Consider the following 25,532-nt stretch of genomic DNA (forward strand, 5'->3'; position numbering starts at 1 on the left):
CCAACTGCCTATTGATCAATCCACCCAACCCCCCTTTTTCAAAGGGGGGCTTTTACTGTCAACACCACTTGAGAACAGCGCATGTTATCGCTCACTGCATTTATTAACGACATCGCCGCAATTTATGCCACTGGCAATGCAACCGAACATTCTTATCGCCCGGCATTATCGGCATTATTGAACAGTTTAGCCGCCGATCTCAATATCATTAACGAACCCAAACGCATTGCCTGCGGTGCGCCGGATTTTATGATTCAATCCGGCGAGCGCGTGATTGGACATATTGAAGCCAAGGATGTCACGGTCGCGCTGTCAAATTTTAATGAACAGAATCGAGAGCAACAAGACCGTTATCGCAAAGCATTACCCAATTTAATTTATACCAATTGTTTGGATTGGCAGTTTTTCCGCAATGGCGATTTGATTGCGTCGGTGTGCATTGGGAGCTGGCGCGATGGGATTCGTGCTGATGCAGCGCAATTCGCTGCGTTAGAAAATTTGCTGTTGGATTTTATTCAACAGCGCCCAATCAGCATCACAACTCCGCAAGTATTAGCCGAGCGCATGGCGGGTAAAGCCTCACTGATTAAAGATATTCTGCGCAACACGCTTGAAATTGACGCCAACCAGCACACGGAATTAACCGAGCAATTCCAAGCCTTTCAAGATAATTTAATCAAAGGGATTACGCGTGATGACTTCGCTGATGTGTATGCGGAAACGTTGGCGTATGGATTATTTGCTGCGCGGTTACACACAACCGACCCGCAGCAGTTTAATCGTCACACTGCACTCAATTTATTGCCGAAATCCAATCCATTTTTACGCGCTTTATTTGCGTATATTGCTGGCGTCGATTTAGATGAACGCATCGCGTGGATTATTGATGATTTGGTGCTGGTGTTTCAGGTCACTGATATTGCGCAGGTGCTGGCTGGCTTTGGCAAACTCACCGAAAAAACCGATCCATTTTTGCATTTTTATGAAACGTTTTTAACGGCTTATAATCCCGCCAAACGTAAAGCGCGGGGCGTTTGGTATACGCCAGAAGCGGTGGTTGATTTCATTGTCCGCGCAATGGATGGCGTCTTAAAAACTGAATTCAATTTGCCAGATGGTTTAGCCGATACCTCAAAAGTGACAATTGATTGGGATACCGGAAAATGTAATAACGAAGGTCAGCCCATTACAATGAAAAAAGAGGTGCATCGGGTACAAATTCTTGATCCCGCAGTTGGCACCGGAACTTTTTTAGCGGCAGTAATTAAACACATTGCACCGCGTATTAAAAACGTCGCAGCTGGCGTGTGGTCGCGTTATCTTGAAACCGATTTGATTCCGCGCTTGCATGGTTTTGAGTTGTTGATGGCATCTTATGCAATGTGCCATCTTAAATTGGATATGATTTTGACCGAACTGGGTTATACGCCAACGGGTGCGCCGCCGCGTTTATCAGTGTATTTAACCAACACGCTGGAAGAAGGCAGTTTAAGCACTCCAAACTTGCCGTTTGCGCAGTGGCTATCGAATGAAGCCAAATCTGCAAATACGGTAAAACGCAATTTACCAATTATGTGTGTATTGGGCAATCCGCCGTATTCGGGCGAGAGTGTGAATAAAGGCGACTGGATCACCAGTTTAATGGATGTGTATAAAAAAGAGCCGGGTGGAATAGACAAGCTCAACGAACGTAATCCGAAATGGATCAATGATGATTATGTAAAGTTTATTCGGTTTGCCGAGCACATGATTCGTAAAAACGGCGAGGGCGTGTTGGGTTTTATTACCAATCACGGTTATTTAGATAATCCAACGTTTCGCGGAATGCGCTGGCATTTGCTCAACACGTTTAACACGATTTATGTGTTGGATTTACACGGCAACACGAAAAAGAAAGAAGTCACGCCAGACGGTCAGCCAGATAAAAACGTGTTTGATATTCAGCAGGGCGTGTCAATTATTATCGCTGTGAAAAAGAAAACAGACGCAGCGATAAAACCGCTGGCTGAAGTGTTTCATGCGGATTTGTGGGGCAATCGGGTAGAAAAATATGCGGCATTGCGAGAACACGAATTAACGGGAAACAATTGGCAGCCGCTAATTCATACTGCGCCACTGTATCCATTTGTGCGGCGTGATAATGAACAAGGCGCAGTTTATCGGGCTGGGTTTAGTGTGCAGGAACTGATGCCAGTCAATTCGGTCGGCATTGTCACTGCCCGCGACGCATTGACGATTGACATGAATAAGATGGTGCTATGGGAACGAATACAGGATTTTGCCGCATTACCACCAGAACAAGCGCGAATTAAATACAATTTGGGTCAGGATACACGAGATTGGCAAGTGCAATGGGCGCAAGAAGATATTAAAAACCATTTCGGAATAGAATACATTGTGCTAATTGCTTATCGTCCTTTTGATCTGCGCTGGATTTATTACACCGGGAAATCACGCGGTTTAATTTGTTATCCTCGCCACAATGTGATGCGGCACATGATTGGTTATCAGAATTTAGCTTTGTGTAGCCCCAGTCAGACTAAAGATGGTATTGGTGGCATGACTGTTAATTCGATAGCTGGGCATAAAACTTTTAGTGCTTATGACATTAACTCTGTTTTCCCGCTCTATCTTTATCCCGAAAATCAATTGACTGATCAAATACGCTGCGTCAATAAAGATAACATTTCTATGACCATCAGTGCGCAACAAAAAACTCCGCATGGTTTTCATCACGTTCTCGTTCACTCCACCATTTCTGAATCCAGTTTAGTCTCAAATAAAACTTCAGAAATTGGATCAGCGTTTCCGCTTTACCTTGATGCTGAAACTCAAAAAATTGATCCACAGTGTCATAAAGTATCCGCAGATAAAAACGTCGGTTTAATTTATTCACGGCAGACAATTAGCGGTGAAATTCCGCCGGTCAACATCATGTTAACGGATACGATTTTTGATAATCGCAGTGTGTTTACTAATAAGGGCATTGCGCAAGCTGCGCCGCTTTATCTTTATTCCGAAGAGCAATTGACTGAAAACACCCGCCGCATCAATTTTGATCCTGCGTTATATCAACAATTGCAAACACTGGCGACGCATCCACAGCGCGGCATTCCAAATGAACTTGCCGTATTTGATTATGTTTATGGTGTTTTGCATTGCACTGAATATCGAGAAACCTATGCGGAATTTTTGAAAACTGATTTTCCGCGTATTCCTTGGCCGCGCAGTCCAACTGCGTTTTGGGCAATTGCTGATCAAGGTAAACAATTGCGGCGTTTACATTTAATGGAACCCGCTGCAATTGGTGAGACGCCTTATTCATTTAAGGGGGAAGGAAATCTGGTCATTGATAAACCGCGTTATGACGTTGGTAAAGTGTGGATCAATAAAATGCAGTATTTTGATGAAGTGCCAGAAATTGCGTGGATGTTTTATATTGGCGGCTATCAACCAGCGCAAAAATGGTTAAAAGATCGTAAAGGGCGAGAATTGACGTTTGCAGAGATTAAACACTATCAATCTGTGCTAAAAATTTTGAGCGAAACGGATCGAATTATGCGCACAATTCAATTATAAAATCACTGACAGTGGTGCGTTTGTAGTTAAAATTGCCACTGCGATAAAGTGGCAACTGTGCGTATTCTTAAAGCAGTGAATTCTATGGAATAGTCACATGCTTTTAATTCCGGTTTTCAGTTATGGTGCTGGCACTCGCCGCAATAGCGCCGCAATGAAATTATCAGCAGTACGCCCATCCGCTTCCGCTTCATAAGATAGCAATACGCGATGCCGTAAAATATCTGGTACAACTGCTTGCACATCTTCGGGTGAAACGTAATCACGACCATTCAACCACGCTCGCGCCCGCGAGCACCGATCAAGCGCAATTGTGGCGCGTGGACTTGCTCCAAAACGCAGCCAACCATCTAAATCTAAAGCATAATCAGCGGGACGGCGCGTTGCCATGATCAAATGCACCAAATAGGTTTCGATTTCTGGAGCCATATAAAGATCGAGAACCGCTTTTCGCGCAGCAAAAACATCAGCTTGGCTCACAATCGCACCAGTGGATTCTGTTTGATTGCTTCGTGCTTGATTGCGATTAAGCGTGAGAATTGCTCGCTCAGTTTCATAATCAGGATAATCCACGCGAACGTGCATTAAAAAGCGATCCAATTGTGCTTCCGGCAATGGATAAGTGCCCTCGTGTTCAATCGGATTTTGTGTTGCCATCACTAAAAATAATGGTGGCAACGTATAGGTTTCACGTCCGACAGTGACTTGTCGTTCGCCCATTGCTTCTAATAATGCAGATTGCACTTTTGCGGGTGCGCGATTGACTTCATCAGCAAGCAATAAATTGTGAAAAATTGGCCCGCGATCAAATTGGAAACTGCCGTCATGCGGGCGATAAATCTCGGTTCCAGTGAGATCAGAAGGCAATAAATCTGGAGTGAATTGAATGCGATGAAAATCACCTTCCAATCCGCTCGCTAATACTTTAATTGCCGTAGTTTTAGCCAGCCCCGGCGCACCTTCAACCAATAAGTGACCGTCAGCAAGTAAGGCAATCAATAGGCGATCAACTAAGGTGTGTTGACCAAGAATGCTGTGATTCACATGTTGGCGCAGCGCAGTAAATTGTGCCGCTGGATTGTGTGAAGAAATTGCGGTTTGAGACAATGGCGTGATCATACGCAGTGTGATTAATAAAAAGTGGTCAATGTAAATGAGTCAGTCATATTGATTGACTCGCCTGAATGTGTTGCCAAAATTCGTAATGAACGCGACGACTGAGTTCTGCATCAATGCGCACTTCAATCACGCCGCTACTCTGGTGTTCACTTGGGTTAACGCATTCACGCAGTGCTGCTTGGAATTCATCACCATTGGTGACTGCACAATGTGCAATGCCAAATGGATGTAATAACGCGCCACAATCAAGATCAATTGGTGTGCGCCACAAGCGTTCAAAATCCGGTAAACCCCGTTGTGGCAGATAATCAAAAATACGTCCGCCACCATTATTCAATACAATGCACGGGCGTTGTAATTGGCGTAACAATAAAAGCCCGCTAAGGTCGTGAAAAAACGATAAATCGCCAAGCACACCAGTAATTGGAATGCCGCTGGCATTTAAGCCCGCAAGCGTTGAAGTTTGCCCATCAATACCGCTCGCACCGCGATTGCCAAAAATACCGAGTGGTGCCGAACGCCCGCCCGACCAAGTATCTAATTGACGAATGGGCATTGAATTGGCGCAAAATAAACCATCATCTGCGGGTAAATGCGCTAATAAAGTAGTTAATAAATGCGCTTCACACCAAGGCGCTTGCGCTAAATAATTTGCAGTCAATTGCGCACATTGTTGTTCAATCGCCGTCCATTGCGCTGACCAATCCGCATGTGTTTGTTTATCCATGACATCCTGCGCCAGCGTCGCCAGCCACAGACAAAAACTGCTGGCGTCGGCATTAACCCGCACACGCACATCTTTATTCGGATCGCTCCAGCCTTGACCGGGATCGACCAAAATCGTCGGAATATCGGCCAGCCAATTGAGTAGCGTTTTCGACACAGGGGCGCGTCCAATGCGCAATACCCAATCGGGTTTGAGCGCCGCTGCTGTTGCGGGATGGCGCAGAAAACTGTCGTAGCGGGTGATGCGATGGGTGGAATCTGCGCCAAAACGTAGCCCGGATAAAGGATCGCACAATACCGGCACCGCCAGTTGCTCAGAACATTTCCACAGCGCCTCGGCAAAACCCAAGGGCGCTAATGACTCGCCCACCGGTGAAAATGTCCCCGGACCGCAACAAATCAGCCCGCGTCCAGACATCATCGCAGTTAAATCCCGCGTCCACACGTCGATATCTTCGCCCCAACTCTGCTCGCTGCTCGCCAATGTCGTTTTATGACCACTGTTGCGATTCAACGACAGTGGCGGATTAGATTCGGCACTGCACTCTGCGGTTGGCACCAGTGGCTCTCGAAACGGCAAATTGATGTGCACCGGACCAGGCCAATTGCCGAGACTGACGGCGGCGACGCGTGCGCCGAGGGTACGCATCATTTTGAGCGCCGCTGCGCCACTTTCCGCCGGACCGGGATCGTGAAACTCGCGCACGAAACCGCCGAATAGTCGCGTTTGGTCAATGGTCTGATTTGCGCCCCAGCCGCGCAGTTCGGGCGGACGGTCGGCGGATAATAAAATCAGTGGAATTTCCGATTCATACGCTTCAATCACTGCCGGAAACCAATGCGCCAGCGCACTGCCCGAAGTGCACAACAATCCCACCGGATGCCCAGCCGCTCGCGCCAGCCCGAGTGCGAAAAACGCGGCGCTGCGCTCATCTAAAATCGGTGTCAAGGTCAGGCTGGTTTGGCGTTGCGCTGCCAGCAGCAGCGGTGTCGAACGCGAACCGGGCGAAAATACGAGATGGCGCATTCCGCCAGCGACCAATCCGTCCAGCAACGCCAGCGCCCAGCGCAGATTCTGGCAACCTTGATCGCAGTGTTCATCCATTCGATTTCTCCATCAATAACAATCATTTAAGCAAATTGCAGCGCAGTAGACATGGCGGCGAGCTTGTGCTCAGTTTCCTGCCATTCACTCAGCGCATCAGAACCAGTCACGATGCCCGCGCCAGCATACAAATCAGCGACACGATCATTGATCTGCGCACAGCGCAGCAGCACCCAAAGTTCTCCCGTCAAATCCGGTGCGACGATTCCCGCTGCGCCGGTATACCAACCACGCTCCAGCGGTTCCGTTTGCTGCAACCAAGTCCGCGCAGCTTGACGCGGTTGCCCGTTGGTTGCCGGAGTCGGATGGAGCAATTCCGCAAGTCGAAACACATCCACGTCCGGTTCAAGCTGCCCGCGCAGAATGCTCCACAGATGTTGCGCATTATTGAGCTGCAAAATGCGCGGGCCATCCGGCGCGTCGAGATGACGGCAGCATTGGCGCAATGCAGCGGTCACTGCATCCACGACAACCTGATGTTCACGCAGATTTTTTTCACAATGCAGCAGTTCCAACGTCATCGCTGCATCGCGTTCTGCATCTTCGGCGCGACTGATTGTGCCAGCGAGCGCATCGGCTTCAATCCGGTCGCGGCATTGGGTAAATAAACGCTCCGGCGTGGCAGCGACAAAACTAGATACGCCGCGCCGAATGTTAATGACCTGACATGACGGAAACAGGTAACGCAGCGCAGCACTGAGGCGGGTTAAATCAAAACGGCGATGTCCTTCCAACCGCAGCCGCCGTCCAATCACCACTTTTTCCAATCGCGCCAGCGCGATGTCGCTCAGAGCGGTGTTCACCAACTCACGCCACACTGCAAAATCCGGTTCACTCGCGCCGCGTTCTAAATGCGCGGGCGTGAGCGGATCAAGTGCGGGTTGCGCCAGCAGCGGCACGATTGCATCCAACTGCGCCAGCCAGCGCGGCAGTAATGTCTCGCGTTTTGCCGGCAGCGCAGTCGTCAGAATCAACGCCGCTTGTCCGGCTTGACTGCATAACGCCAATTCTGGCAACCAAAACAAAGTATTGGGAAGCGTGTCGGAAGAAATCCCCCCCAACCCCCCTTTTTCTAAAGGGGGAGATTCAAGCCCCCCTTTCGCAAAGGATGAGGAAAGCCCCCTTTGAAAAAGGGGGGTTGGGGGGATTTATCAAAACAAGGTGGTTGGGGGATTTATTGCAAAAAGGAGATTTAGATTTATCCACCGGCGCTGCGGCAAAACCGAGCATTCCAAAACCCGTAAAGCCGGTTTCGTCTGGATCAATCTGTTGCCAATTGGCAGTGGCAGCTTTAACCACCGCGCCCAGCATCGGCAATCGCGCTGCGCCTTCTGCTTGCCATTCGCCAGCAATGCCATATCCGGCGCGTAATTCATCACGATGATTGTGGGCAAAATGAAACTGCGGTCCGGGCAATTCCGGCGCGATGGTGAGGGCGTGAGGCAGTGCGAGGATCAGCGACACGAAACCATCCGCTTGATCGAGCGGCAATAAGCTGATGGTTTCGTGCAACCGCGCCCGCAGTTGCTCTAAAACTTTGAGCGGTGCAAGCATGGATGAATGAGTCGGACAATCAAAAAGAAGCTGGCGCATGACCATTGCACAGCAGATGCCATGCGCAAAAGAAGTGACCGCGTTACGCGGCGCGAGTCGCCCAAAAATGCGTCATCGCTGCGGCGGTTTCCGCTGGGCGTTCCCATTGTGGCATTCCGCGAGTCGGCACAATGCGCTGCGCCAGCCAATTGGGATGACGCCCCAAAAAGTCCGGCAGCTCATGGAAATCAATGTTTGGATCGCGGTCGTATAGCACGAGCACTGGCACGGTCAATTTGCTGTACAGCGTTTCGCCCGCCTGCGGTGTAAACAGTTGACCGGATAGGAAATACAGCGGCGCGTATTTCGCCCCCGGCTGATGCGTGGTCGCGTGGGCGTAGTCGATCAATTCCGGCGGAATGCCATTCACAAATGCTTGATTGTAGAAAAATTTAATGCTGGCGCGGGTCGTGAGCAGGCTGAATAAACCGTCATTGACGACCGGAACGCTGAGGAATTGATATGCCCGTTCTGCTGCCTTGCCGGTCGGTAAGCCGCGCAGATTAAAACCAGTCGGGGATAACAGCGTCAGGCTCGTCACCAATGTCGGCTGTTGCAGCGTGGCGCGAGCGGCAAATTCACAACCGAGCGAAAACGCGGCGACATCTGCCGGAACTTTCACCACTTGCTCCAAAAATTCCGCGATCACGCCTGCGAACAGTTCCGGCGAATAACGGCGTTTGCTGCGGTCGGAATGCCCAAAGCCGGGCAAATCAAGCGCATAAACCGGACGCTGGGCGCGGTAATGTTCAAACAGCGGTTTCATTTCAATGGCGCTGGGCGCAGCGTTAATGCTGTGAATTAACAACAGCGGACGACCGCTGGCGCTGGTGTCGGCGTAATAGTGAATGCGTCCGGCGCTGGCGGAATTGAAATCGTGGCGCGTGGCTTGAATCGCTGCGGGCAAGGTGTGCGTATTCGGAGCAGTCATGGGCAAATAACCTCAAAATGATTTTTCTAATTCACCAACACTTCAATCGCTGCTGGATGTCCTAAAAATGCTGTTGGGCTGGCGCTTAAACCATAAGCGCCTGATTGCAATACTGCAATCAAATCTCCTTCCTGCGCGTGACCGAGCGGCATTTTATCCGCGAGCACATCCAGCGGCGTACACAGCGGACCGACGACCGAAGCAATTTCCGGTTCATCCGCTGCGTTGATGCGATTGGCGACCACGACTGGATAATTTTTGCGAATCACCTGCCCGAAATTGCCGGACGCAGCGAGATGATGATGCAGTCCGCCGTCCGTCACCAAAAACAGTTGTCCGCGTGAAATTTTGCGCTCCACCACGCGACACACATAAATGCCCGCTTCACCGACGATAAACCGCCCCAGCTCAATGACAAATTCTGCGTCGGGCAATTCGCGCTGCGCCGCCGGCAGCAATTCTGCCAGCCGCTCGCCGACTGCGTTCAAATCCAGTGGCTGCTCGCCGGGAAAATACGGAATGCCAAAGCCGCCGCCGAGATTGAGCGACCGCACCGGTGCTGGCGCGTCCTGCGCCAGTCGGATTGCCAGCGCCAGCGTTTGTTCCTGCGCCTCGCTGATCGCGGCAGCGCGGAGATTTTGCGAACCGCTGAAAATATGAAAACCAACAAATTCAAGGTCTAGCGCCTTCATCGCGGTCAACACTGCCGGCACACGCTCGGCGTCGATCCCGAATTGTTTCGCGCCGCCGCTCATCTTCATGCCCGATGATTTCAATTCAAAATCAGGATTCACCCGCACTGCCACTCGCGGCTGAATGCCCAGCGCCGCGCCGATTTCCGTCACTGCCCGCAGCTCGCGCTCCGATTCCAGATTGATAACGATTCCCGCTGCAACGGCTTGGGTTAATTCAGTTTTCTGTTTCGCCGGTCCCGCAAAACTGATGTTTAACGGCGACATCGGCGTATCAAGCACGGTATTTAATTCGCCACCAGACGCGACATCGAAACCATCAACCAATCCCGCCAAATGCTGCACCACCGCAGGCAGCGGATTGGCTTTGATCGCGTAATGCAACTGAATTGCGGACGGCAACGCAGAACGGAGCTGCGCGATGCGGGCAGTAATAAACCGCGATCATAGGCATAAAACGGCGTTTGCCCGACTCGCGCCGCCAGCCGCGTTGCAGAAAAACTGCCGATCATCAATTGGTTATCACTGATTGGAAATGCCAGCGGTGCGGTGTGACGGATGATGGTCATTTTCATGCTCAATTGGCAATAAAAAACCGCTCTCTTTGAATAGAGAACGGTTGAAATGAAGCGATCTTAAATCGCTTTCCGAATCCGTTCTGCGCGTGCCTTCGGCTCAGGATGGGTCGAGAGCATTTGCGTGACAAAAGTCGAATTGCTATCACCCATTGCCGCGAGTTTTTCTAATGCCGTCGCTGCACCTTCTGGATTCTGCCGCTTTGTTTTAGCTCTCCAGTCCATAATCATCTGCTTCACGTTCATTCGCTTGTGAGAACTGGGCGTTAATGACTTTTTCGGTGAAATCGCCGAGTTGTGAAGCAGTCAACGCGCAACTTGCTGACTCGCGGTTTTAGTAATGATGTCGCGCCCAACTTTGGTGAGCAATGAAGCACGATCCGTTGTTTTAAGTGACCTTTGCAACGTGTCCAATTTCGTGACCAACAATGAAACAACAGCTCATCGTCATTCATACTATCCATTAACCCGAATAACCCGAATTGTACCGTCTGGCATCGCAAACGCATTGATGTCTTGGTCATATAAACTTAACATTCAATGGAATCCATTAACAGATTTCAATTTTTAGCGAGTTTATTCACCCGTTTTTGATATTTGCTGTTCGATGGAGCGAGGATATTATTCTGGTCTGAAGCCACTGCTGCCGCTCGTGCTTCTTGCATCATTTGCGCGTCGGTGATTGATGTCGCTTCCAATAGGCTGGAACCTGTGCTCATCATATCTGTGGCAGACATGGTTTTACATCCAACCAAGTTAACGGCGACGATGGTCATTATCATGGTGACAATCTGATTAACGGACGAAACCCGCATAAACAATTTCCTCATCGAATAAAAGAATTTACCCAATCACTGCGTAATATGCCGGCGCATTTTTATCTAAAAATAACTTGTGCGCAATTTAAAATAAATCCGCCAATTCCAACGCCAGCCGTTTGCGATCAATTTTGCCATTCGGGTTGCGCGGCAACGGCTCGGCATGAACGATGATTCGCGCTGGCAACATGAATGTCGGCAATTGCGCCTGACACGCTGCCAGCAGTTCGGCGCTGAGTTCGGCGCTGGCGTCTGGCGCGTACACCACCAGCACTACTGCCTGTCCCAGCACCGAATGCGCGACGCCCAGCGCGGCGACTTCTCCAACCAAACCAGTGGCATAAATCACTTCTTCAACTTCGGTCGGACTGACGCGATAACCGGACGTTTTGATCATTTCATCGCGGCGACCGACGAAATACAGATAACCATCGGCATCCTGCGTCACCGTGTCGCCCGACCACACGGCGATTTCTGTGAGCGGCAATTCCGCCGGTTGACCGGGTGCAGGTTTGAACCGCTCGGCAGTTTTTTCCGCATCATTCCAATAACCAAGCGCAACGTGAACGCCGCGATGCACCAATTCGCCCGATTCGCCCGCAGCGCACGGTGAACCATCTTCGCGCACCACCATGATTTCGGCATTTGGAATTGCCCGTCCCATTGAACCGGGGCGGCGGTCGATTTCTTCCGGTGGCAAATAGGTTGAGCGAAATGCTTCAGTCAATCCGTACATTAAAAATGGCTTGGTTTGCGGCAACTTGGCGCGAAGATTAGCGAGCGTGGCACTCGGCATTGCGCCGCCAGAATTAGTGAAATAGCGCAAATGTTCGCCGACTGTTTTCGGCCATTCCAATTCGGCGAGTTGAATCCACAACGGCGGCACGGCAGCCAATCCAGTGATGCGTTCTTTAATCACAGCGCGAATTACGTCACGCGGCAGCAAATAATTCATTAATACTGCGCACGCGCCGACGCGAAATGCCGTCGTGAGCTGGCTCAATCCGTAATCAAAACTCAGTGGCAATACGGATAAAATCCGATCATCGGCGCGATTGTCGAGATAACTCGCCACACTCACTGCGCCCGCAACTAAATTGCGATGCGATAACACGACGCCTTTCGGTCGTCCAGTACTGCCGGATGTATAAAGAATTGCTGCAACATCACCATCAATCACGCGGTGAAATCTTTTTAATGCTTCATTTTCAAGCGAAAGCGAATAAGAAAATAACTGCCATTTTTTGAATAAAGGAGGATCAACAGGGATTTTGTCGCCTACGATTAACACCGTTTGCAAATCAATACATTGATTAAGCACTGTTTGCAATAGCGTTAAACGTTCTGCCGAAGTCACCAAAATCCGCACATTACAATCCATTAAAATGTGCGCAACTTGTTCCGGTTTTAATAACGGGTTAATCGGAACAAATACGCCACCAGCCGCTGCTGCTGCGAATAACGCAATCACCGTTTCTGGGCGCTTTTCTAAATATACCGCAATACGTTCGCCGCGTTCTAAACCCAGCGTTAAATAATGTGCTGCGGCATTGTGCACTGCTTCCGCCAATGCTTGATAAGACCATTCTATTCCAGAAGCGCGTAATGCTGCATTGGCTGGTGTGCGCTGGGCTTGATGAATTAACAGCTCGTGAATGAGTTCAGTCATGGGTGATTTTTTGCTCTGTTTAAGGCAGATTAGTGTTTATAGAACTTCGGCGACTGCAAGTTAATCCTGTTTATTGAAAACATTTTCGTTATGATATTCTAAAAAGTTACAGCAGTCACCGTTTACAATTAAATTGCATCTTATAATAAAGATAAGGCTTTGCAACACTTGATACAAATCTGTTGTACGCTGCGCAAACCAAGTTTCAATGAAACCAAGCAGTTGTAAATGAATTTGCGTCATGCTTAAAATTTTGCAAAACCGCTGCCCGCAAATGCTATAAAATCAATGCGTTAAACTTTTTATCAACACCATCGGAGTTTCATTATGACCGTTGCTTTCCAAACGACTGACACGCTGCTCGACGACCTCAATCCACTTGACGCGGCAGCGTCCGCTGGCGCAGTGCGGACGAGTTATGCCGACGCGGGGACGGATGAAACTGTGTCGTTTGCCGAGAAAATTGATTTTGAAGTAGGCAATGCTCCGTATTCGGTCGCCACCGCTGATTTTGATGGCGACAGCAAGCTCGATTTAGTGGCGACTAACTATGGCGCGAACAAGGTTTCAGTGCGGTTTAACACCAGCACCGGTGACACGCTCTCTTTTGATCCAGCAGCACTTTTGCCACTAGCGATAACCCATATTCGGTGACTACTGCCGACATCACAGGTGATGGCAAGCTCGATTTGATTGTCGGTCATTACTATTACTACTCCTCCGGAGGTTATTCCGGCAGGATTTCCGTGCTGGAAAACACCAGCTTTCCGGGGGCAATTGGTTTTGCTGACCAGTTTCAATTGACTACTGGAGAAAATCCCGTCTCGGCTATTAGCGCCGATATTGACGGCGACGGTTTCGCTGACTTGATCGCCAGCACCATCTCCAGCAGCAGCTTTGGCGGCAACAGCATTTCCGTGCTACGCAACACCAGCGCCAGCGGAACCGTCAGTTTTGCCGCCAAAATTGATTTTGCCACCGGCATTTCTCCATATTCAGTGATTAGTGCTGATGTCAACAATGACGGTAAGCTCGATTTAATCACCGCTAACTACTCCAGCAACAACGTTTCGGTGCTGCTTAACACTAGCACCAGCGGAACTGTCAGTTTTGCGGCCAAAGTCGATGTCACTGTGGGTACTAGGCCAACTTCAGTGACCAGCGCCGATGTCAATGGCGACGGCAAAATCGATCTCATCACTGCTAACGAAAGCAGCGACAACGTGTCGGTGCTTTTCAATACCTCCACTGCTGAAAAAGTGAGTTTTGCAAAAAAGGATTACGTCGTTGGTGACAGTCCAGCCCGCGTTACCACCGCCGATGTCGATGGTAATGGTCGCGCTGACATTATTGTCACCAACGAACGCAGCGATACCGTTTCAGTGCTGAAAAACATTTCTGCCGCTGGCTCAAGCCAATTTTTTGCAGACAAGATTGATTTTAAGACCGGCGACCAGCCGATTGGCGTCACCAGTGCCGATGTCAACGACGACGGCAAAGTCGATTTGATCGTTGCTAATCACGACGGCAACACTGTTTCCGTGCTGCTCAACACGGGCGACGGCGAGGCGAATCACATCCCAACCGGTAGCAGCCAAACGCTCACCGCCAGCGCCAATGTCGCCACGATCCTGACGCTTGCCAACTTTGGATTTAGCGACGCCGATCCCCGCGACACCCTGCAATCCGTCACCATCACCAGCTTGCCAGCGACCGGCAGCCTCACGCTGTTTGGCGAAGCCGTCACCCGCAATCAAGAAATCACCGCCACCGATATTGCTGCCGATGGTTTGGTGTTCACCGCCCCGCCCAGCGGCAAGGTGAATTTCAGTTTCAAAGTCAGTGACGGCGTCGCGCTGTCTACTTCAGCCGCCACGCTCACCTTCAACATTGAAGCTGCGCTTGATGATCTGGTCATCACCGGCACGGCGGGCAGTGACCAGCTCAAAAGCAATGCCAACGTCGCCGGCAACGATCAATTAAACGGTTTGGCTGGCAACGATAAATTATCCAGTTTTGACGGCAACGACACGCTTGACGGCGGAGCTGGCAATGACATTCTCGATGGCGGCGCGGGTGCCGACAGCATGATTGGCGGGGCAGGCAACGACAGCTATACTGTTGATAATGTTGGTGATGTGGTGGTCGAAACCAGCACCGGCGGCACCGATACGGTTGCCAGCACTCTTGCCCGCTACACCTTGGCCGCCAATGTTGAAAACGGACGCATTGTGAGCACGGGCGCTTCTGATCTCACCGGCAACGCGCTGAACAACCTGCTGAATGCAGGTGCAGGCAATAACGTCATCGACGGCGGCGCTGGCATTGATACCGTGTCGTATGCCAACGCCACCAAAGCCGTGATCGTGAATCTCGCCACCACCACCGCGCAAAATACCGGCGGTTCCGGCAGTGATCGCTTGATTGCAATTGAAAACCTCACTGGCTCAAATAACGCAGACACATTGAGCGGTAATAGCGGCGCAAATGTGCTGGCTGGCGGTGGTGGCAATGACAAACTGACCGGTGGCGCGGAAATAGACATCTTCCGTTTTGATAGTGCGCTCAAAGCCAGCAACGTCGATACCATTACTGATTTCAATGTCAAAGATGACACCATTCAATTGGAAAATGCCATCTTCAAAAAGCTCTTGACGACGGGGGCACTGAGTAAAACAACCAGCTTTGTCGCAAATACTGCTGGCGCTGCGAAAGATGCCAATGATTTCATTATTCACGACACCGATAGCGGGGCGCTGTTTTATGACGCAGATGGATCAGGCGCTGGCGCAGCAGTACAATTTGCAATTGTCACTGTTGGCGTGGTGTTAACGGCAGCAGATTTTGTCGTGACTTGAATGCGCATTTTGACGAATTGAAACACATAAAAAAGGCTTGCCGAAATGCAAGCCTTTTTTATTGAAAAGTGATGAATTTTAGAATACGCAATTGAATTGAGAGTTGACCGATAAGCCGGGTTCTGTCGTGAGCAGTCATTCATCTAGGATGTACGTCGCCGCACACCTCAAGCAACCTACCCGGAAACTCGCATGGGCCATGCGATGCAGCAAAAGCTGCCTGTTTCCCTATTTGGTTTTGCTTCGAGTGGGGTTTACCCTGCCACCATTGTTACCAATGGCGCGGTGCGCTCTTACCGCACCATTTCACCCTTACCTTCCGCAACTTACGCGAAATCGGCGGTTTATTTTCTGTGGCACTAGCCGTAGACTCGCGTCCCCCAGGCGTTACCTGGCACCCTGCCCTATGAAGCCCGGACTTTCCTCACTTTCTATTGATTGAAAGCGCGACTGCCTAGTCAACTCTCAGCGGCACAGTATACGCAAAATTGCGCGATAGAAGTCGAAAATCACACATTAAAATCAATTGGCATCAATTCCAATGCCAGCACAATTGCATCTTCACGACCTTTTACCGTCGGATAATAATGACGACGCACCCCAATTTCACAAAATCCCTCCGCACTATACAGCGCCTGCGCAGATTGATTGGATGCTCGCACCTCTAAAAATGCCGTACCTGCTTGATGTTGACGCGCCAGCGTGAGTAAATGTCTTAATAATATGCGCCCAAAACCGCGTCGTTGCCAATGCGGATGAATACACAAATTAAAAATATGACATTCACCAACCGCAACTGAAATAATCCCGTAGCCAATTGCGGTTTGACCGATTTCAACGACTAAACAGCAATAATCAACCCGCAAGCAATCAACAAAAATTTCAAGGTTCCACGGATGTGGATAAGCCGCACACTCAATTGCATATACCGTCGGCAAATCCGCATGAGTCATTGGGCGAAAACGTATTGCTTCAACCAAGTTGCACCCGCGCAAATTTGCGTTTTCCAACTTGATAAACATGCGTATTCCCTGCTGCGCAGCGTAATTGCGTATCTTCAATTCGTTCGCCATCAATCCGCACTGCGCCTTGTTCAATCATCCGCAAGGCCTCTGACGTGCTTTTAACTAATCCTACGGCTTTTAAGACATTGGCAATTGCCATTCCATCACCAACATCTGACAATTGTATTTCTGGCATTTCATCAGGCAAACTGCCACGCTGAAAACGCGCAATGAATTCATCACGCGCCTGTTGCGCTTGTATCGCACTATGAAAGCGCGTGACCAATTCCAAACCCAATTCAAACTTAATATCTCGCGGATTTGCCCCATCGCCTACTGCAACTTGCCAAGCAGTAATTTCTGACCAATCGCGCCGACTTAATAACTCGAAATAACGCCACATTAATTCATCAGAAATCGACATGAGTTTACCGAACATTTCTGTTGGTGAATCAGTAATTGCAATGTAATTACCGAGCGATTTCGACATCTTTTGCACCCCATCCAATCCTTCGAGAATAGGAAGCGTAATGACCACTTGCGGTTCTTGCCCGTACACCTCTTGCAATTGTCGTCCAACCAACAAATTAAACTTTTGATCAGTACCACCAATTTCAATATCCGCTTTCAGTGCCACCGAATCATAACCTTGAATGAGCGGATATAAAAACTCATGAATTGCGATAGGTTGACCAGCTTTATAACGTTTAGAAAAGTCATCGCGCTCCAGCATTCGTGCAACCGTTTGCTGTGCGGCTAAATGCAGGATTCCTGCTGCGCCAAGGGGTTCTAACCAAGTCGAATTGAACACTACCTGCGTTTTTTCAGGGTCAAGAATGCGAAACACTTGCGCAGCATAGGTTGCCGCGTTGTTTTCAATTTGCTCACGAGTTAATGGTTGACGTGTTGCGCTTTTACCGGTTGGATCACCAATCATTGCGGTAAAGTCGCCGATTAAAAACAAAATTTCGTGACCAAGCTCCTGAAATTGGCGTAATTTTTCAATTAACACCGTATGACCAAGATGCAAATCTGGTGCAGTTGGATCAAATCCCGCTTTAATTCTTAATGGCTTTCCCTGCGCCAATTTCTTACGCAGCGCATCTTCAAGTAAAATTTCAGCAGTACCGCGCTGAATACGTGCAAACGTATGTTCAAATGCGTCCATTGTGATGACGATTTTGCTCCAAAAAGAACTGTTATCGGCAGTTCAATAAAATAGATTGGTCAATGCAAAAAGTGAGAAAAAACTCAGCTTGTTTCCTACTGGCTTTTCCGATTACACTCTAAAAAGCAACATCAACCGTTTGTTTATAGGTGATTGCAATGCGTGATTACAAAACTAAACCACAAGAATGGCCTACTGCAAAAGAGCGTAATCCTACTATGAGAGTGCTTGTCAACCTAATCAGCGTGGTTGTGATTGCTGCTGCCACTTATTTTGGTTATCAATGGTTTTCTAGTATGCCAAAGGATAACGCTTCACCGATTGATAAAAACAGCCGCATTATTCCACTACAGTTGCCGCCATTGAAAGTGAGTCCACCATCACCACCGCCTTCTTTGCCAATCAATAGCGTGAATAGTGAACGCTAATACATCAAGCATCAATTTCATCTGCTTTTGGACACGCAGAAAATGACGAACCACAACCACAAGTTGTGGTTGCGTTAGGATTGCGAATGACGAATTGTGAACCCTGCAAATTTTCAGTGTAATCAATTTCTGCGCCAACAAGATATTGCAAACTTGTGGCATCGACAATCAATTTAACGCCATCCGTAATGATAATGGTGTCGTCTTCTTGTGTCTCTTCATCAAAATTAAAGCCATATTGAAATCCTGAACAACCTCCGCCGCGAACATCAACACGCAGCATTAAATTAGTGTTACCTTCATCCTGAATGAGTTGCGCTACTTTTGCGGCAGCGGCCTGAGTAAAAATCAGTACTGAAGCTGTTTCTGTATTCATTGTATGCTCCATAATACGCGAATGATTAACGCCAATTCAGTTGGCGTGTTTATGGTAAAAGTGCCAACGCATCTAATCCCAGTGTTTCATCCCAATCGAACATTAAATTCATATTCTGCACGGCTTGTCCTGCTGCACCCTTGACCAGATTGTCAATCACCGATTGCACAATTACCACACTGCTTGTTCCCTGTCGCGCTACCGCAACGCGACACATATTTGAGCCGCGCACTGAGCGTGTGTCAGGTTGACCATTTGGCATAAAATCAACAAATGTTTCAGTGGCATAGCGTTTAGCGAACAGTTGTTCTAGGTCACAGTTGTCGTCGGTTAAACGGGCATAAAGCGTCGCTTCAATACCACGAATCATGGGTAATAAATGTGGTACAAATGTTAAACCGACTGCGCCGCTACCCAGTTGACCGAGCGTTTGTGCAATTTCGGGCGCGTGACGATGACCCGTTACCGCATAGGCTTTAAAACTTTCGCCAATTTCAGCCAGCAATAATCCCGTTTCAGCCTTGCGCCCAGCGCCACTCGCACCGGATTTGGCATCCGCAATTAACCAATTGGGATCAATCACTTGCGCCTCTAACAGGGGTAAAAATCCCAGCGTGACGGCAGTCGGATAACAGCCTGGATTGGCAATCAAGCGGGCTTGCCGGATCGCAGCGCGGTTGAGTTCTGGCAGTCCATAAACCGCTTCAGCGAGCACGTCGGGGCAGGCGTGCGGCATTCCGTACCACTGCGCCCAAACCGCTGGGTCTTTCAGGCGAAAATCTGCTGCTAAATCAATGACTCGCACACCACGATCCAGTAGCTGTGGCGCAGACTGCATCGCCGTACCGTTGGGTGTTGCAAAAAAGACAACATCACAATCACTCAACGCATTGTCATCTGGTGCGGTGAATTGCAAATCAATTTGACCGCGTAAATGCGGAAATAATTGGGCAACCGGCAATCCAGCTTCAGCGCGTGAGGTAATAACCGCAAGTGTGCTATGGGGATGGCGTACCAAAATGCGTAACAATTCCGCACCGGTATAGCCAGTTCCGCCCACGATACCGATTTTAATTTTAGGTGTAATCGGGATTTCCTTCTTCATATTTTTCATTGAATGGTGATGAATTTCTGAAAAATGTAAAAGCGGCATTCATGCCGCTTTTTTATTATTTACGGAATGCGCACCAATAATAATCAAGAGCATCCGCCGCTTGATGAAGAGGAGCCGCAGCTGCTGCAACCACCGCCCATTTGTGGCAGATTATTGAATACAAAAGTGGCATTTCCATCATCCTGATCGATGAAATCAATCTCGACTCCGCGCAGATATTCTAGGGTGCTGTCATCGACAATAACCTTAAAACCATCGAAAGATAAAACGCCGTCATCATCGTTAATCATATCGGTAAAAGTCATTCCAAAACTAATGCCACTGCAACCACCCGCTGCGGCATAAACACGCACACCTTGGATGCTGTCATCAATATCCCGAAATAAATCGGTCATTTTTGCTTGAGCGGGCGCAGTTAATGTCAGGGTTTTAATGAGTTCATTGCGTATTGCGGACATGAAAAACCTCTCATGAATGTATTATCTAGCGAAAAATGAGTAGCGATTGCTACTTGTTAATTGTAGTGCAAAACGCAGAAGTTTAGCGAGTGCCAATATTTGTAGCAATCAGCTGCGTACTGGGCGAATGTAGTAGGTGAAGGACGCACCTTGAATATCAAGTCGATCATTTTCTGCAAGACGTACTGCGCTATCAATGCGAAGATTATTAACGAACACACGTCCGCGTTCATTTGGTATGAGATAATGACCATCGCCGCGTTGTTCAATGAGTGCTGCCGTATTTGGTGCAAATAATCCACCACAACGAATATCGCTGGTACGGGCACGGCCAAAGCTAATAATTGTTTGATCTAAAACGTGTTTTTCGTTATTTTGCTTGCAAATTAAATAAGCAACAGTGGCTTTTCGTGCCTGTATTTGTTGTAAAGAGCGAGCAACGTCATCAGCTGCCATGATCAGGGTATTTTCTTTTTGTAGTGGTTTATTAATCTGTGTATCTAATCCTTCTTCTTCACCTGGCAATTTTGCGAGTGCCATATAAATAAGTGTATAGGGATGAATTTTAATCTCATCCCAAAATTCAAGTGTATGTCGATTAACGCGCTGTTCTTTAATAAAAGAGCCATTAGCACTTTGTTGATCAATTAAAATAAACGCATTATCTTCTTTTTCAATTACGGCATGATGTTTTGAAACACGCGGATTTGGCAACACAATATCATTGTCGTTTGCTCGACCAATCGTTAGTCGATTAGTCGTCAGTGACCACTGTTTTTGCAAGTGTCCATCAGCGTAAAGTCGAAGAAACGGCATAGATAGTAAACCCTTGATTTATAAAGAAACATCGCGTTTAGTCTGTGCTTATTCTACCGCCGTCATCAGTTTGGATCGAGTCATCAAACCAACAATGTAGGCAGTGGAGACGCTGCTGCTTGTGCCGCTGTCCTCAGCATTTTTCCTTAACACGCCATTTCGGTTAAGCGTTAATATCATTGAGCTAGGCAATGATCGTTTGGTTCGCGCTGCGAGCAGCAATGATCGCAATTTTCACCTTCAAAAAACCCGTTTAGGAGGGTTCATCGTGTCTAAATCCGTAAAACAAGGCTCGTTGATGATGGCACTGTTGCCGTCGTTCATTCTCTATGCCAGCACCATCATCCTTGTCGCGCTCACCCGTGGCGATCTGGGTGGGACGATTAAATACTGGGAATTTATGGTGCCATTGGCAGCACTGATTTCGTTGATGTCTGGCTGGGGACCGACCTATGCGCGTAATGCGTCGCGGTTTAGCTATCTCATCAAGCAAATCGTGCACTGGGGACTGTTTCTGGGATTGTTATGGCTGCTGCAAACCCAAGGCGTTACTGCGGCACTCGGCGCACCAAAATATACGCTGGTGCTGCTTTATCTGCTGAGTTTAACCATTATTCTTGGCGGCTTTTACCTTGACCTGAAGCAGGTTCTGTTCGGCGCTTTCCTCGCCTTCTGCACCTATCTGTTAGCTGCTCCAGCAAACATTGCCATTCTCAAGCCAATTGGTGAAACCCTGCGCATCGCCGATCCACAAAGCAAGCCGTTGACCATGATTTTGGTCGTAGGGTTGATTGCTTTCGCAGTGAACGCGGTGTTTGTCATGGGCACTCGCGGCGCAGTAATCGCTAAACGCACTCGGTTAGCTGCTTCTTAAGTTAACCATTCGCTCCAAACCGCCGCCGCCCAGCCCGGCGCGGCGGTCTCGTTTTTTCCTCGCAGCGCCGCAGTTCCCATGATTCCCACGCCCTTTACATATTTTTTCACACTGCGCCTGCACGATACCGATGCCGCCGGACGCCTATTTTTTGCGCATCTGTTCCGTCACGCGCATGACGCCTTTGAAAATTTGATGACTGCGCTCGGCGTTCCACTGGATGCCATGATTAGCGCCGGGCAAACGCTGTTACCACTCATTCACGCCGAAGCCGATTATCGCCAGCCGCTATGTCACGGCGATCAAGTGCAAGTGCAGGTGACAATTGCAGAAATTCGTCGCCGTTCATTTGCGATTCATTACGTTTTTCTCAATCATCACCATCAAATCGCAGCGACTGCGCGCACCATTCACTGCCAAATCAACGCCGACGGCAGCGCCGCCGATGATCTTTCTCCAATGTTGCGTACTGCGCTCACCAGCTTTCAGCATTCCGCGATTCCACTGTAATTCACATTGATTTATTTCGTTCAAAATCAGGAGCATAAACAATGTTACTGCCCGAAACGAGCCTGATTGGACGCATTATCGACATTGAAGGTTGTCGCTTAATTGCCACGCTGCTGCCCGCCAAAGAGGGATTTTTATCTTTTCTGACCCTCGATGAAGAAACGCTGCCGATTGGTCAATTGGGGACGCTGGTCGAAATTTGCGACCGCGCCGGGCACTTGCTCGCAGAAGTCGTGCGCAGCAGCGAAGAGACGCTGGAGCGACATTTATTGCCAGAACAAGGCGTTCCGCACAAACGTCGCATCAGCAGCCGCGAGCGCCGCTTGGAATTAATTGGTTTGGCAGAAATCAATGCCGAGGGACGGCTGGAATCTGGCGTGAGTCGTTTTCCGCTGCTCAACGCGACCGTGCACCTGATTTCGAGCGAACGACTGGCGACATTATTGGTGCGCGAACAAGTGGGAATGCTGGAAATTGGGCGACTGTCAGCGCGTCCAACGCTGCCTGCGCGACTGAATTCATCGGCATTATTCGGGCGACATTTGGCGATTTTGGGACAAAGCGGCGCGGGCAAATCGTGGACGCTGAGTAGTTTGCTGCAACGAGTGGTGACGACGCTGCCGCATTCGCACATCGTTCTGCTTGATTTACATGGAGAATATGGCTGGCGCACCACGCCAGACGCGCCTTATCAAGGCATTTTTCCTGCGCAAACCGCTCGTCATTTGGATGCGCGTGAATTGGAAATTCCGTATTGGTTATTGACCTATTCGGAATTGGTTGATTTATTCATTGAACGCAGCGATGCAATGCGACGGTGCAAATTGCGTTTTTACGCGATGCGTTATTTAGCCTGCGCTGCCAAGCCAATCAACATTTAGGCTTAGAACGAATTTCAGTGGATTCGCCAGTGTACTTTTCTATTGAAGAACTGTATCAGCGATTTAAAAAAGCCAACGAAGAAAAGCTCGAATTCGGTAAAGCCAAAGGACCATTGCACGGCGCATTTGATGATTTTCTTGTGCGCTTTCAATCCATGTATAACGATGCGCGTTATGATTTCTTTTTGCATCCGCAAAAACACAACAATTCTGCCAGCCTTGAAGGATTATGCGTGATTTCATTGGCTTAGGCGAACCAAAGCGGCAGGTGACGGTGATTGATCTCAGCCCAATTCCGACCGATTTGCGTCCAGTCGTTTCTGCACAAATTGGTCGGCTGGCTTTCGAGTTCAATTATTGGAATCCGCGCCGTCACGAATTCCCGTTGTTATTGGTTGTGAAGAAGCGCATCAATACATTCCACGCGATACCGATACGCAATACATTGGAACGCGCCGCGCAATGGAACGCATTGCCAAAGAAGGACGCAAATATGGAGTGACGCTGTGCATTGTGAGTCAACGCCCAACTGAATTATCAGAAACAGTATTGTCGCAATGCGGCAATTATTTATGTTTGCGCATTTCCAATGCCGACGATCAAGAATATGTGCGGCGTTTATTGCCGGAAGGCGCAAAAAATCTGGCGGATATGCTGGCGTCGCTGCGGCGCGGCGAAGTGTTGGCAATCGGCGATGCGTCGCTGCTGCCGTCGCGCATTTTGGTAGATCGTCCGAATCCGCCGCCAGCAAGTCAGGATGCGCCATTGGCGCAGAGTTGGAGCGCAGGGCCGGAGGATTTGGATGTTGCCGACATCATCAATCGCTGGTGGCGGCAAATTCGGTAAACGCTGAAGTGCTTGATAATGAAGCAGAATTAAATTAAATCGGCGTGTGCAGTCGATTCATCACGGCTTGATAACGCGCTCCAATCAGATCATCCACAACGCGTTCAGCATCATCTAACGCGGCGATGATGCGTTGCTGGTCATCGTGCGATGGGCGACCGAGAACGTAGCCAGTGACGAGTGAACGGTCGCCGGGATGCGCGATGCCGATGCGCAACCGCCAAAATTCGCGGGTTCCCAGTGCCGAGATCGTATCGCGCAGCCCGTTGTGCCCAGCGTGACCGCCGCCCTGTTTTAAGCGCACTGCGCCGACTGGCAAATCTAATTCGTCGTGGGCGACTAAAATTTGTTCTGGAAGAATGTCGAAATAACGCAACACGGCAGCAATGGATTGGCCGCTGCGATTCATATAAGTGGCGGGTTTGAGTAGGCGCAGATCGCAGCCAGCACGGGATAAACGGCTGATTTCGCCATAAAATTTCGGCTCGACGCGAAAGGGTGCGGACGCAGTGCGGGCGACGATATCGGCGAACCAGAATCCGACGTTGTGGCGAGTCGCTTCATATTGGCTGCCGGGGTTGCCTAAACCGACGATTAAACGGATGCCAGTGTCGCTCATTGCCATGATTTCACTAAATAAATGGTGCTGGCGCTGCGTCAATGAAAATGCGCCGCGCCAGCATTTAATCGCGCTTAAACCGCTGCTTCTTCGGCGTCGTCGCTGCCGCCACGCGCTCCATGAATGACCGCGACCGGCTCATCAGGATCAGGCTGATGCGCCAGCGTCACGCCTTCTGGCAGCACCAATTCCGACAGATGGACGATGTCGCCAATTTCCATGTCGATGAGATCAACAGCGATGAATTCCGGCAAATCTGCGGGCAAACACACGATTTCAACTTCAGTAATTTTGTGCGATGCCTGACCGCCGATCTTGACGCCTTTACACTTTTCTTCGTTGATGAAGTGAATCGGCACCATCATGCGCAGCTTTTCGTCCTGCGACACGCGCATGAAATCGACGTGCAAAATGAACGGCTTGGCGGGATGCCGCTGCATGTCTTTCAACACGACTTTAGACACTGCGTCGCCAATCGTCAGATCAAGGACGTGTGAATAAAACGCCTCGTGCTCCAAATGCTTGAGCAATTCGTTGTGCGAAACCGTAATCATTTCTGGTTCCAAATGCGCACCGTACACGATGGCTGGCACCAGTCCGGTGCGACGCAGGCGGCGGCTCGCACCCTTTCCTGAGTCAACACGCGGCTGGGCAATAACATTAAAACTGACGCTCATGGGCGTTCTCCACTGTGGTTGATAAAAAGAAAAACGCCAAAAGTCCGCGACCAGACTTTCGGCGTGGTCATGGCAATTCGGCATCAAAATGCCGCG

At 49.3% G+C, this 25,532-nt stretch carries 26 protein-coding genes, 1 other RNA gene and 1 pseudogene; 10 read left to right on the forward strand and 18 right to left on the reverse strand.

Annotated features, from left to right (window positions below; translation table 11 throughout):
- Nucleotides 1-81: 81 nt before the first annotated feature.
- A complete protein-coding gene (locus tag CXB77_RS19770; RefSeq protein ID WP_197711054.1) occupies nt 82-3,579 on the forward strand; it encodes a type ISP restriction/modification enzyme in 3,498 nt (1,165 codons plus the stop codon).
- A 120-nt stretch (nt 3,580-3,699) separates the two neighbouring features.
- Here CXB77_RS19770 and CXB77_RS11900 read toward each other — a convergent pair whose 3' ends face one another.
- From CXB77_RS11900 to CXB77_RS11935, 9 genes and pseudogenes are all read right to left on the reverse strand, one after another.
- Nucleotides 3,700-4,698: an AAA family ATPase gene (locus CXB77_RS11900; RefSeq protein WP_105074097.1), complete on the reverse strand. Its 999-nt coding sequence runs from the start codon at nt 4,696-4,698 to the stop codon at nt 3,700-3,702.
- A gap of 43 nt (nt 4,699-4,741) precedes the next feature.
- A complete protein-coding gene (gene menD / locus CXB77_RS11905; protein WP_105074098.1) occupies nt 4,742-6,529 on the reverse strand; it encodes a 2-succinyl-5-enolpyruvyl-6-hydroxy-3-cyclohexene-1-carboxylic-acid synthase in 1,788 nt (595 codons plus the stop codon).
- 26 nt (nt 6,530-6,555) lie between these two features.
- A complete protein-coding gene (locus tag CXB77_RS11910; RefSeq protein WP_242445680.1) occupies nt 6,556-7,590 on the reverse strand; it encodes an isochorismate synthase in 1,035 nt (344 codons plus the stop codon).
- Nucleotides 7,591-7,615: 25 nt separating this feature from the next.
- Nucleotides 7,616-8,122, reverse strand: a complete 507-nt coding sequence (locus CXB77_RS11915) for a hypothetical protein (RefSeq protein WP_197711055.1) — start codon at nt 8,120-8,122, stop codon at nt 7,616-7,618.
- A gap of 43 nt (nt 8,123-8,165) precedes the next feature.
- Nucleotides 8,166-9,053, reverse strand: coding sequence for an alpha/beta fold hydrolase (locus CXB77_RS11920; RefSeq protein WP_105074100.1), 888 nt, complete (start codon nt 9,051-9,053; stop codon nt 8,166-8,168).
- 26 nt (nt 9,054-9,079) lie between these two features.
- Nucleotides 9,080-10,320, reverse strand: a pseudogene (locus CXB77_RS11925) (pyridoxal-dependent decarboxylase, exosortase A system-associated).
- Nucleotides 10,321-10,380: 60 nt separating this feature from the next.
- On the reverse strand, nt 10,381-10,545 hold the full coding sequence (locus CXB77_RS19775) for a hypothetical protein (protein WP_172452654.1): 165 nt from the start codon (nt 10,543-10,545) through the stop codon (nt 10,381-10,383).
- Nucleotides 10,546-10,880: 335 nt separating this feature from the next.
- Nucleotides 10,881-11,057, reverse strand: a complete 177-nt coding sequence (locus tag CXB77_RS19780) for a hypothetical protein (protein ID WP_172452655.1) — start codon at nt 11,055-11,057, stop codon at nt 10,881-10,883.
- Between the two features lie 166 nt (nt 11,058-11,223).
- Nucleotides 11,224-12,807 carry an acyl-CoA ligase (AMP-forming), exosortase A system-associated gene (locus CXB77_RS11935; RefSeq protein WP_105074102.1) on the reverse strand — a complete coding sequence of 528 codons (1,584 nt, stop codon included), beginning with the start codon at nt 12,805-12,807 and terminating at the stop codon, nt 11,224-11,226.
- Between the two features lie 327 nt (nt 12,808-13,134).
- Between CXB77_RS11935 and CXB77_RS11945 the strand changes: the two genes are divergently transcribed.
- Both CXB77_RS11945 and CXB77_RS11950 read left to right on the forward strand, forming a co-directional pair.
- Entirely contained in the window at nt 13,135-13,461 is a 327-nt protein-coding gene (locus tag CXB77_RS11945) for an FG-GAP repeat protein (RefSeq protein WP_105074104.1), read from the forward strand.
- The gene (locus CXB77_RS11950; RefSeq protein WP_105074105.1) at nt 13,458-15,665 is read left to right on the forward strand and encodes an FG-GAP-like repeat-containing protein; all 2,208 of its coding nucleotides are present in this window, start codon (nt 13,458-13,460) and stop codon (nt 15,663-15,665) included. The genes CXB77_RS11945 and CXB77_RS11950 overlap by 4 nt, the downstream gene beginning before the upstream one ends.
- Nucleotides 15,666-15,760: 95 nt before the next feature.
- Here CXB77_RS11950 and rnpB read toward each other — a convergent pair.
- The 3 genes from rnpB to tyrS all read right to left on the reverse strand — a co-directional run bounded on the left by rnpB (nt 15,761) and on the right by tyrS (nt 17,837).
- An RNA gene (gene rnpB / locus CXB77_RS11955) (RNase P RNA component class A) lies at nt 15,761-16,131 on the reverse strand.
- A gap of 43 nt (nt 16,132-16,174) precedes the next feature.
- Nucleotides 16,175-16,645, reverse strand: coding sequence for a ribosomal protein S18-alanine N-acetyltransferase (gene rimI, locus CXB77_RS11960; protein ID WP_347338130.1), 471 nt, complete (start codon nt 16,643-16,645; stop codon nt 16,175-16,177).
- Entirely contained in the window at nt 16,638-17,837 is a 1,200-nt protein-coding gene (tyrS, locus tag CXB77_RS11965; RefSeq protein ID WP_105074106.1) for a tyrosine--tRNA ligase, read from the reverse strand. The genes rimI and tyrS overlap by 8 nt, the downstream gene beginning before the upstream one ends.
- Nucleotides 17,838-17,995: 158 nt before the next feature.
- On the opposite strand from tyrS, the gene CXB77_RS11970 reads away from it, so the two are divergent.
- Complete coding sequence (locus tag CXB77_RS11970; RefSeq protein WP_146108809.1) at nt 17,996-18,265, forward strand: hypothetical protein; 270 nt, start codon at nt 17,996-17,998, stop codon at nt 18,263-18,265.
- A gap of 4 nt (nt 18,266-18,269) precedes the next feature.
- Here the strand turns inward: CXB77_RS11970 and erpA are convergent, their stop codons facing one another.
- The 4 genes from erpA to CXB77_RS11990 all read right to left on the reverse strand — a co-directional run bounded on the left by erpA (nt 18,270) and on the right by CXB77_RS11990 (nt 21,029).
- Nucleotides 18,270-18,641, reverse strand: a complete 372-nt coding sequence (erpA, locus tag CXB77_RS11975; protein WP_105072344.1) for an iron-sulfur cluster insertion protein ErpA — start codon at nt 18,639-18,641, stop codon at nt 18,270-18,272.
- A 49-nt stretch (nt 18,642-18,690) separates the two neighbouring features.
- Nucleotides 18,691-19,746 carry an N-acetyl-gamma-glutamyl-phosphate reductase gene (gene argC / locus CXB77_RS11980; RefSeq protein WP_105074745.1) on the reverse strand — a complete coding sequence of 352 codons (1,056 nt, stop codon included), beginning with the start codon at nt 19,744-19,746 and terminating at the stop codon, nt 18,691-18,693.
- A 92-nt stretch (nt 19,747-19,838) separates the two neighbouring features.
- Nucleotides 19,839-20,213: a HesB/IscA family protein gene (locus tag CXB77_RS11985; protein ID WP_105072343.1), complete on the reverse strand. Its 375-nt coding sequence runs from the start codon at nt 20,211-20,213 to the stop codon at nt 19,839-19,841.
- Nucleotides 20,214-20,321: 108 nt separating this feature from the next.
- Nucleotides 20,322-21,029: an FHA domain-containing protein gene (locus tag CXB77_RS11990; RefSeq protein ID WP_105072342.1), complete on the reverse strand. Its 708-nt coding sequence runs from the start codon at nt 21,027-21,029 to the stop codon at nt 20,322-20,324.
- Nucleotides 21,030-21,297: 268 nt separating this feature from the next.
- Here CXB77_RS11990 and CXB77_RS11995 point away from each other — a divergent pair, with 268 nt between their 5' ends.
- The 6 genes from CXB77_RS11995 (at nt 21,298) to CXB77_RS22020 (ending at nt 24,140) form a co-directional block, all read left to right on the forward strand.
- Nucleotides 21,298-21,903 carry a hypothetical protein gene (locus CXB77_RS11995; protein WP_105072355.1) on the forward strand — a complete coding sequence of 202 codons (606 nt, stop codon included), beginning with the start codon at nt 21,298-21,300 and terminating at the stop codon, nt 21,901-21,903.
- A 78-nt stretch (nt 21,904-21,981) separates the two neighbouring features.
- A complete protein-coding gene (locus CXB77_RS12000) occupies nt 21,982-22,413 on the forward strand; it encodes an acyl-CoA thioesterase (RefSeq protein ID WP_105074108.1) in 432 nt (143 codons plus the stop codon).
- A gap of 41 nt (nt 22,414-22,454) precedes the next feature.
- Complete coding sequence (locus tag CXB77_RS22005; protein WP_242445681.1) at nt 22,455-23,294, forward strand: ATP-binding protein; 840 nt, start codon at nt 22,455-22,457, stop codon at nt 23,292-23,294.
- Between the two features lie 17 nt (nt 23,295-23,311).
- A complete protein-coding gene (locus CXB77_RS22010) occupies nt 23,312-23,545 on the forward strand; it encodes a hypothetical protein (protein ID WP_242445682.1) in 234 nt (77 codons plus the stop codon).
- The gene (locus tag CXB77_RS22015; protein WP_242445683.1) at nt 23,524-23,796 is read left to right on the forward strand and encodes a hypothetical protein; all 273 of its coding nucleotides are present in this window, start codon (nt 23,524-23,526) and stop codon (nt 23,794-23,796) included. Before CXB77_RS22010 ends, CXB77_RS22015 begins: the two co-directional genes overlap by 22 nt.
- Nucleotides 23,757-24,140: an ATP-binding protein gene (locus CXB77_RS22020; RefSeq protein ID WP_242445684.1), complete on the forward strand. Its 384-nt coding sequence runs from the start codon at nt 23,757-23,759 to the stop codon at nt 24,138-24,140. The genes CXB77_RS22015 and CXB77_RS22020 overlap by 40 nt, the downstream gene beginning before the upstream one ends.
- Nucleotides 24,141-24,174: 34 nt before the next feature.
- Here CXB77_RS22020 and pth read toward each other — a convergent pair whose 3' ends face one another.
- Entirely contained in the window at nt 24,175-24,759 is a 585-nt protein-coding gene (gene pth / locus CXB77_RS12010; protein WP_105072354.1) for an aminoacyl-tRNA hydrolase, read from the reverse strand.
- 74 nt (nt 24,760-24,833) lie between these two features.
- On the reverse strand, nt 24,834-25,436 hold the full coding sequence (locus tag CXB77_RS12015) for a 50S ribosomal protein L25/general stress protein Ctc (protein WP_105072353.1): 603 nt from the start codon (nt 25,434-25,436) through the stop codon (nt 24,834-24,836).
- Between the last annotated feature and the right edge of the window lie 96 nt (nt 25,437-25,532).

Source organism: Chromatium okenii (assembly GCF_002958735.1).
In the GTDB taxonomy this organism is placed as follows: Bacteria; Pseudomonadota; Gammaproteobacteria; order Chromatiales; family Chromatiaceae; genus Chromatium; species Chromatium okenii_A.

Bases quoted from the DNA above. Each gene is read 5' to 3' on its own strand.
- CXB77_RS19770 (WP_197711054.1), top strand. From the start codon at position 82: ATGTTATCGCTCACTGCATTTATTAACGACATCGCCGCAATTTATGCC.
- CXB77_RS11900 (WP_105074097.1), bottom strand. From the start codon at position 4,698: ATGATCACGCCATTGTCTCAAACCGCAATTTCTTCACACAATCCAGCG.
- tyrS (WP_105074106.1), bottom strand. From the start codon at position 17,837: ATGGACGCATTTGAACATACGTTTGCACGTATTCAGCGCGGTACTGCT.
- CXB77_RS19780 (WP_172452655.1), bottom strand. From the start codon at position 11,057: ATGTCTGCCACAGATATGATGAGCACAGGTTCCAGCCTATTGGAAGCG.
- CXB77_RS11985 (WP_105072343.1), bottom strand. From the start codon at position 20,213: ATGTCCGCAATACGCAATGAACTCATTAAAACCCTGACATTAACTGCG.
- CXB77_RS22005 (WP_242445681.1), top strand. From the start codon at position 22,455: ATGTTACTGCCCGAAACGAGCCTGATTGGACGCATTATCGACATTGAA.
- CXB77_RS11945 (WP_105074104.1), top strand. From the start codon at position 13,135: ATGACCGTTGCTTTCCAAACGACTGACACGCTGCTCGACGACCTCAAT.
- erpA (WP_105072344.1), bottom strand. From the start codon at position 18,641: ATGAATACAGAAACAGCTTCAGTACTGATTTTTACTCAGGCCGCTGCC.
- CXB77_RS11920 (WP_105074100.1), bottom strand. From the start codon at position 9,053: ATGACTGCTCCGAATACGCACACCTTGCCCGCAGCGATTCAAGCCACG.
- CXB77_RS12015 (WP_105072353.1), bottom strand. From the start codon at position 25,436: ATGAGCGTCAGTTTTAATGTTATTGCCCAGCCGCGTGTTGACTCAGGA.
- CXB77_RS19775 (WP_172452654.1), bottom strand. From the start codon at position 10,545: ATGGACTGGAGAGCTAAAACAAAGCGGCAGAATCCAGAAGGTGCAGCG.
- CXB77_RS11935 (WP_105074102.1), bottom strand. From the start codon at position 12,807: ATGACTGAACTCATTCACGAGCTGTTAATTCATCAAGCCCAGCGCACA.
- CXB77_RS22015 (WP_242445683.1), top strand. From the start codon at position 23,524: ATGCGTGATTTCATTGGCTTAGGCGAACCAAAGCGGCAGGTGACGGTG.
- pth (WP_105072354.1), bottom strand. From the start codon at position 24,759: ATGAGCGACACTGGCATCCGTTTAATCGTCGGTTTAGGCAACCCCGGC.
- CXB77_RS22020 (WP_242445684.1), top strand. From the start codon at position 23,757: ATGGAACGCATTGCCAAAGAAGGACGCAAATATGGAGTGACGCTGTGC.
- CXB77_RS12000 (WP_105074108.1), top strand. From the start codon at position 21,982: ATGATTCCCACGCCCTTTACATATTTTTTCACACTGCGCCTGCACGAT.
- menD (WP_105074098.1), bottom strand. From the start codon at position 6,529: ATGGATGAACACTGCGATCAAGGTTGCCAGAATCTGCGCTGGGCGCTG.
- CXB77_RS11990 (WP_105072342.1), bottom strand. From the start codon at position 21,029: ATGCCGTTTCTTCGACTTTACGCTGATGGACACTTGCAAAAACAGTGG.
- CXB77_RS11970 (WP_146108809.1), top strand. From the start codon at position 17,996: ATGCGTGATTACAAAACTAAACCACAAGAATGGCCTACTGCAAAAGAG.
- CXB77_RS11915 (WP_197711055.1), bottom strand. From the start codon at position 8,122: ATGCGCCAGCTTCTTTTTGATTGTCCGACTCATTCATCCATGCTTGCA.
- argC (WP_105074745.1), bottom strand. From the start codon at position 19,746: ATGAAGAAGGAAATCCCGATTACACCTAAAATTAAAATCGGTATCGTG.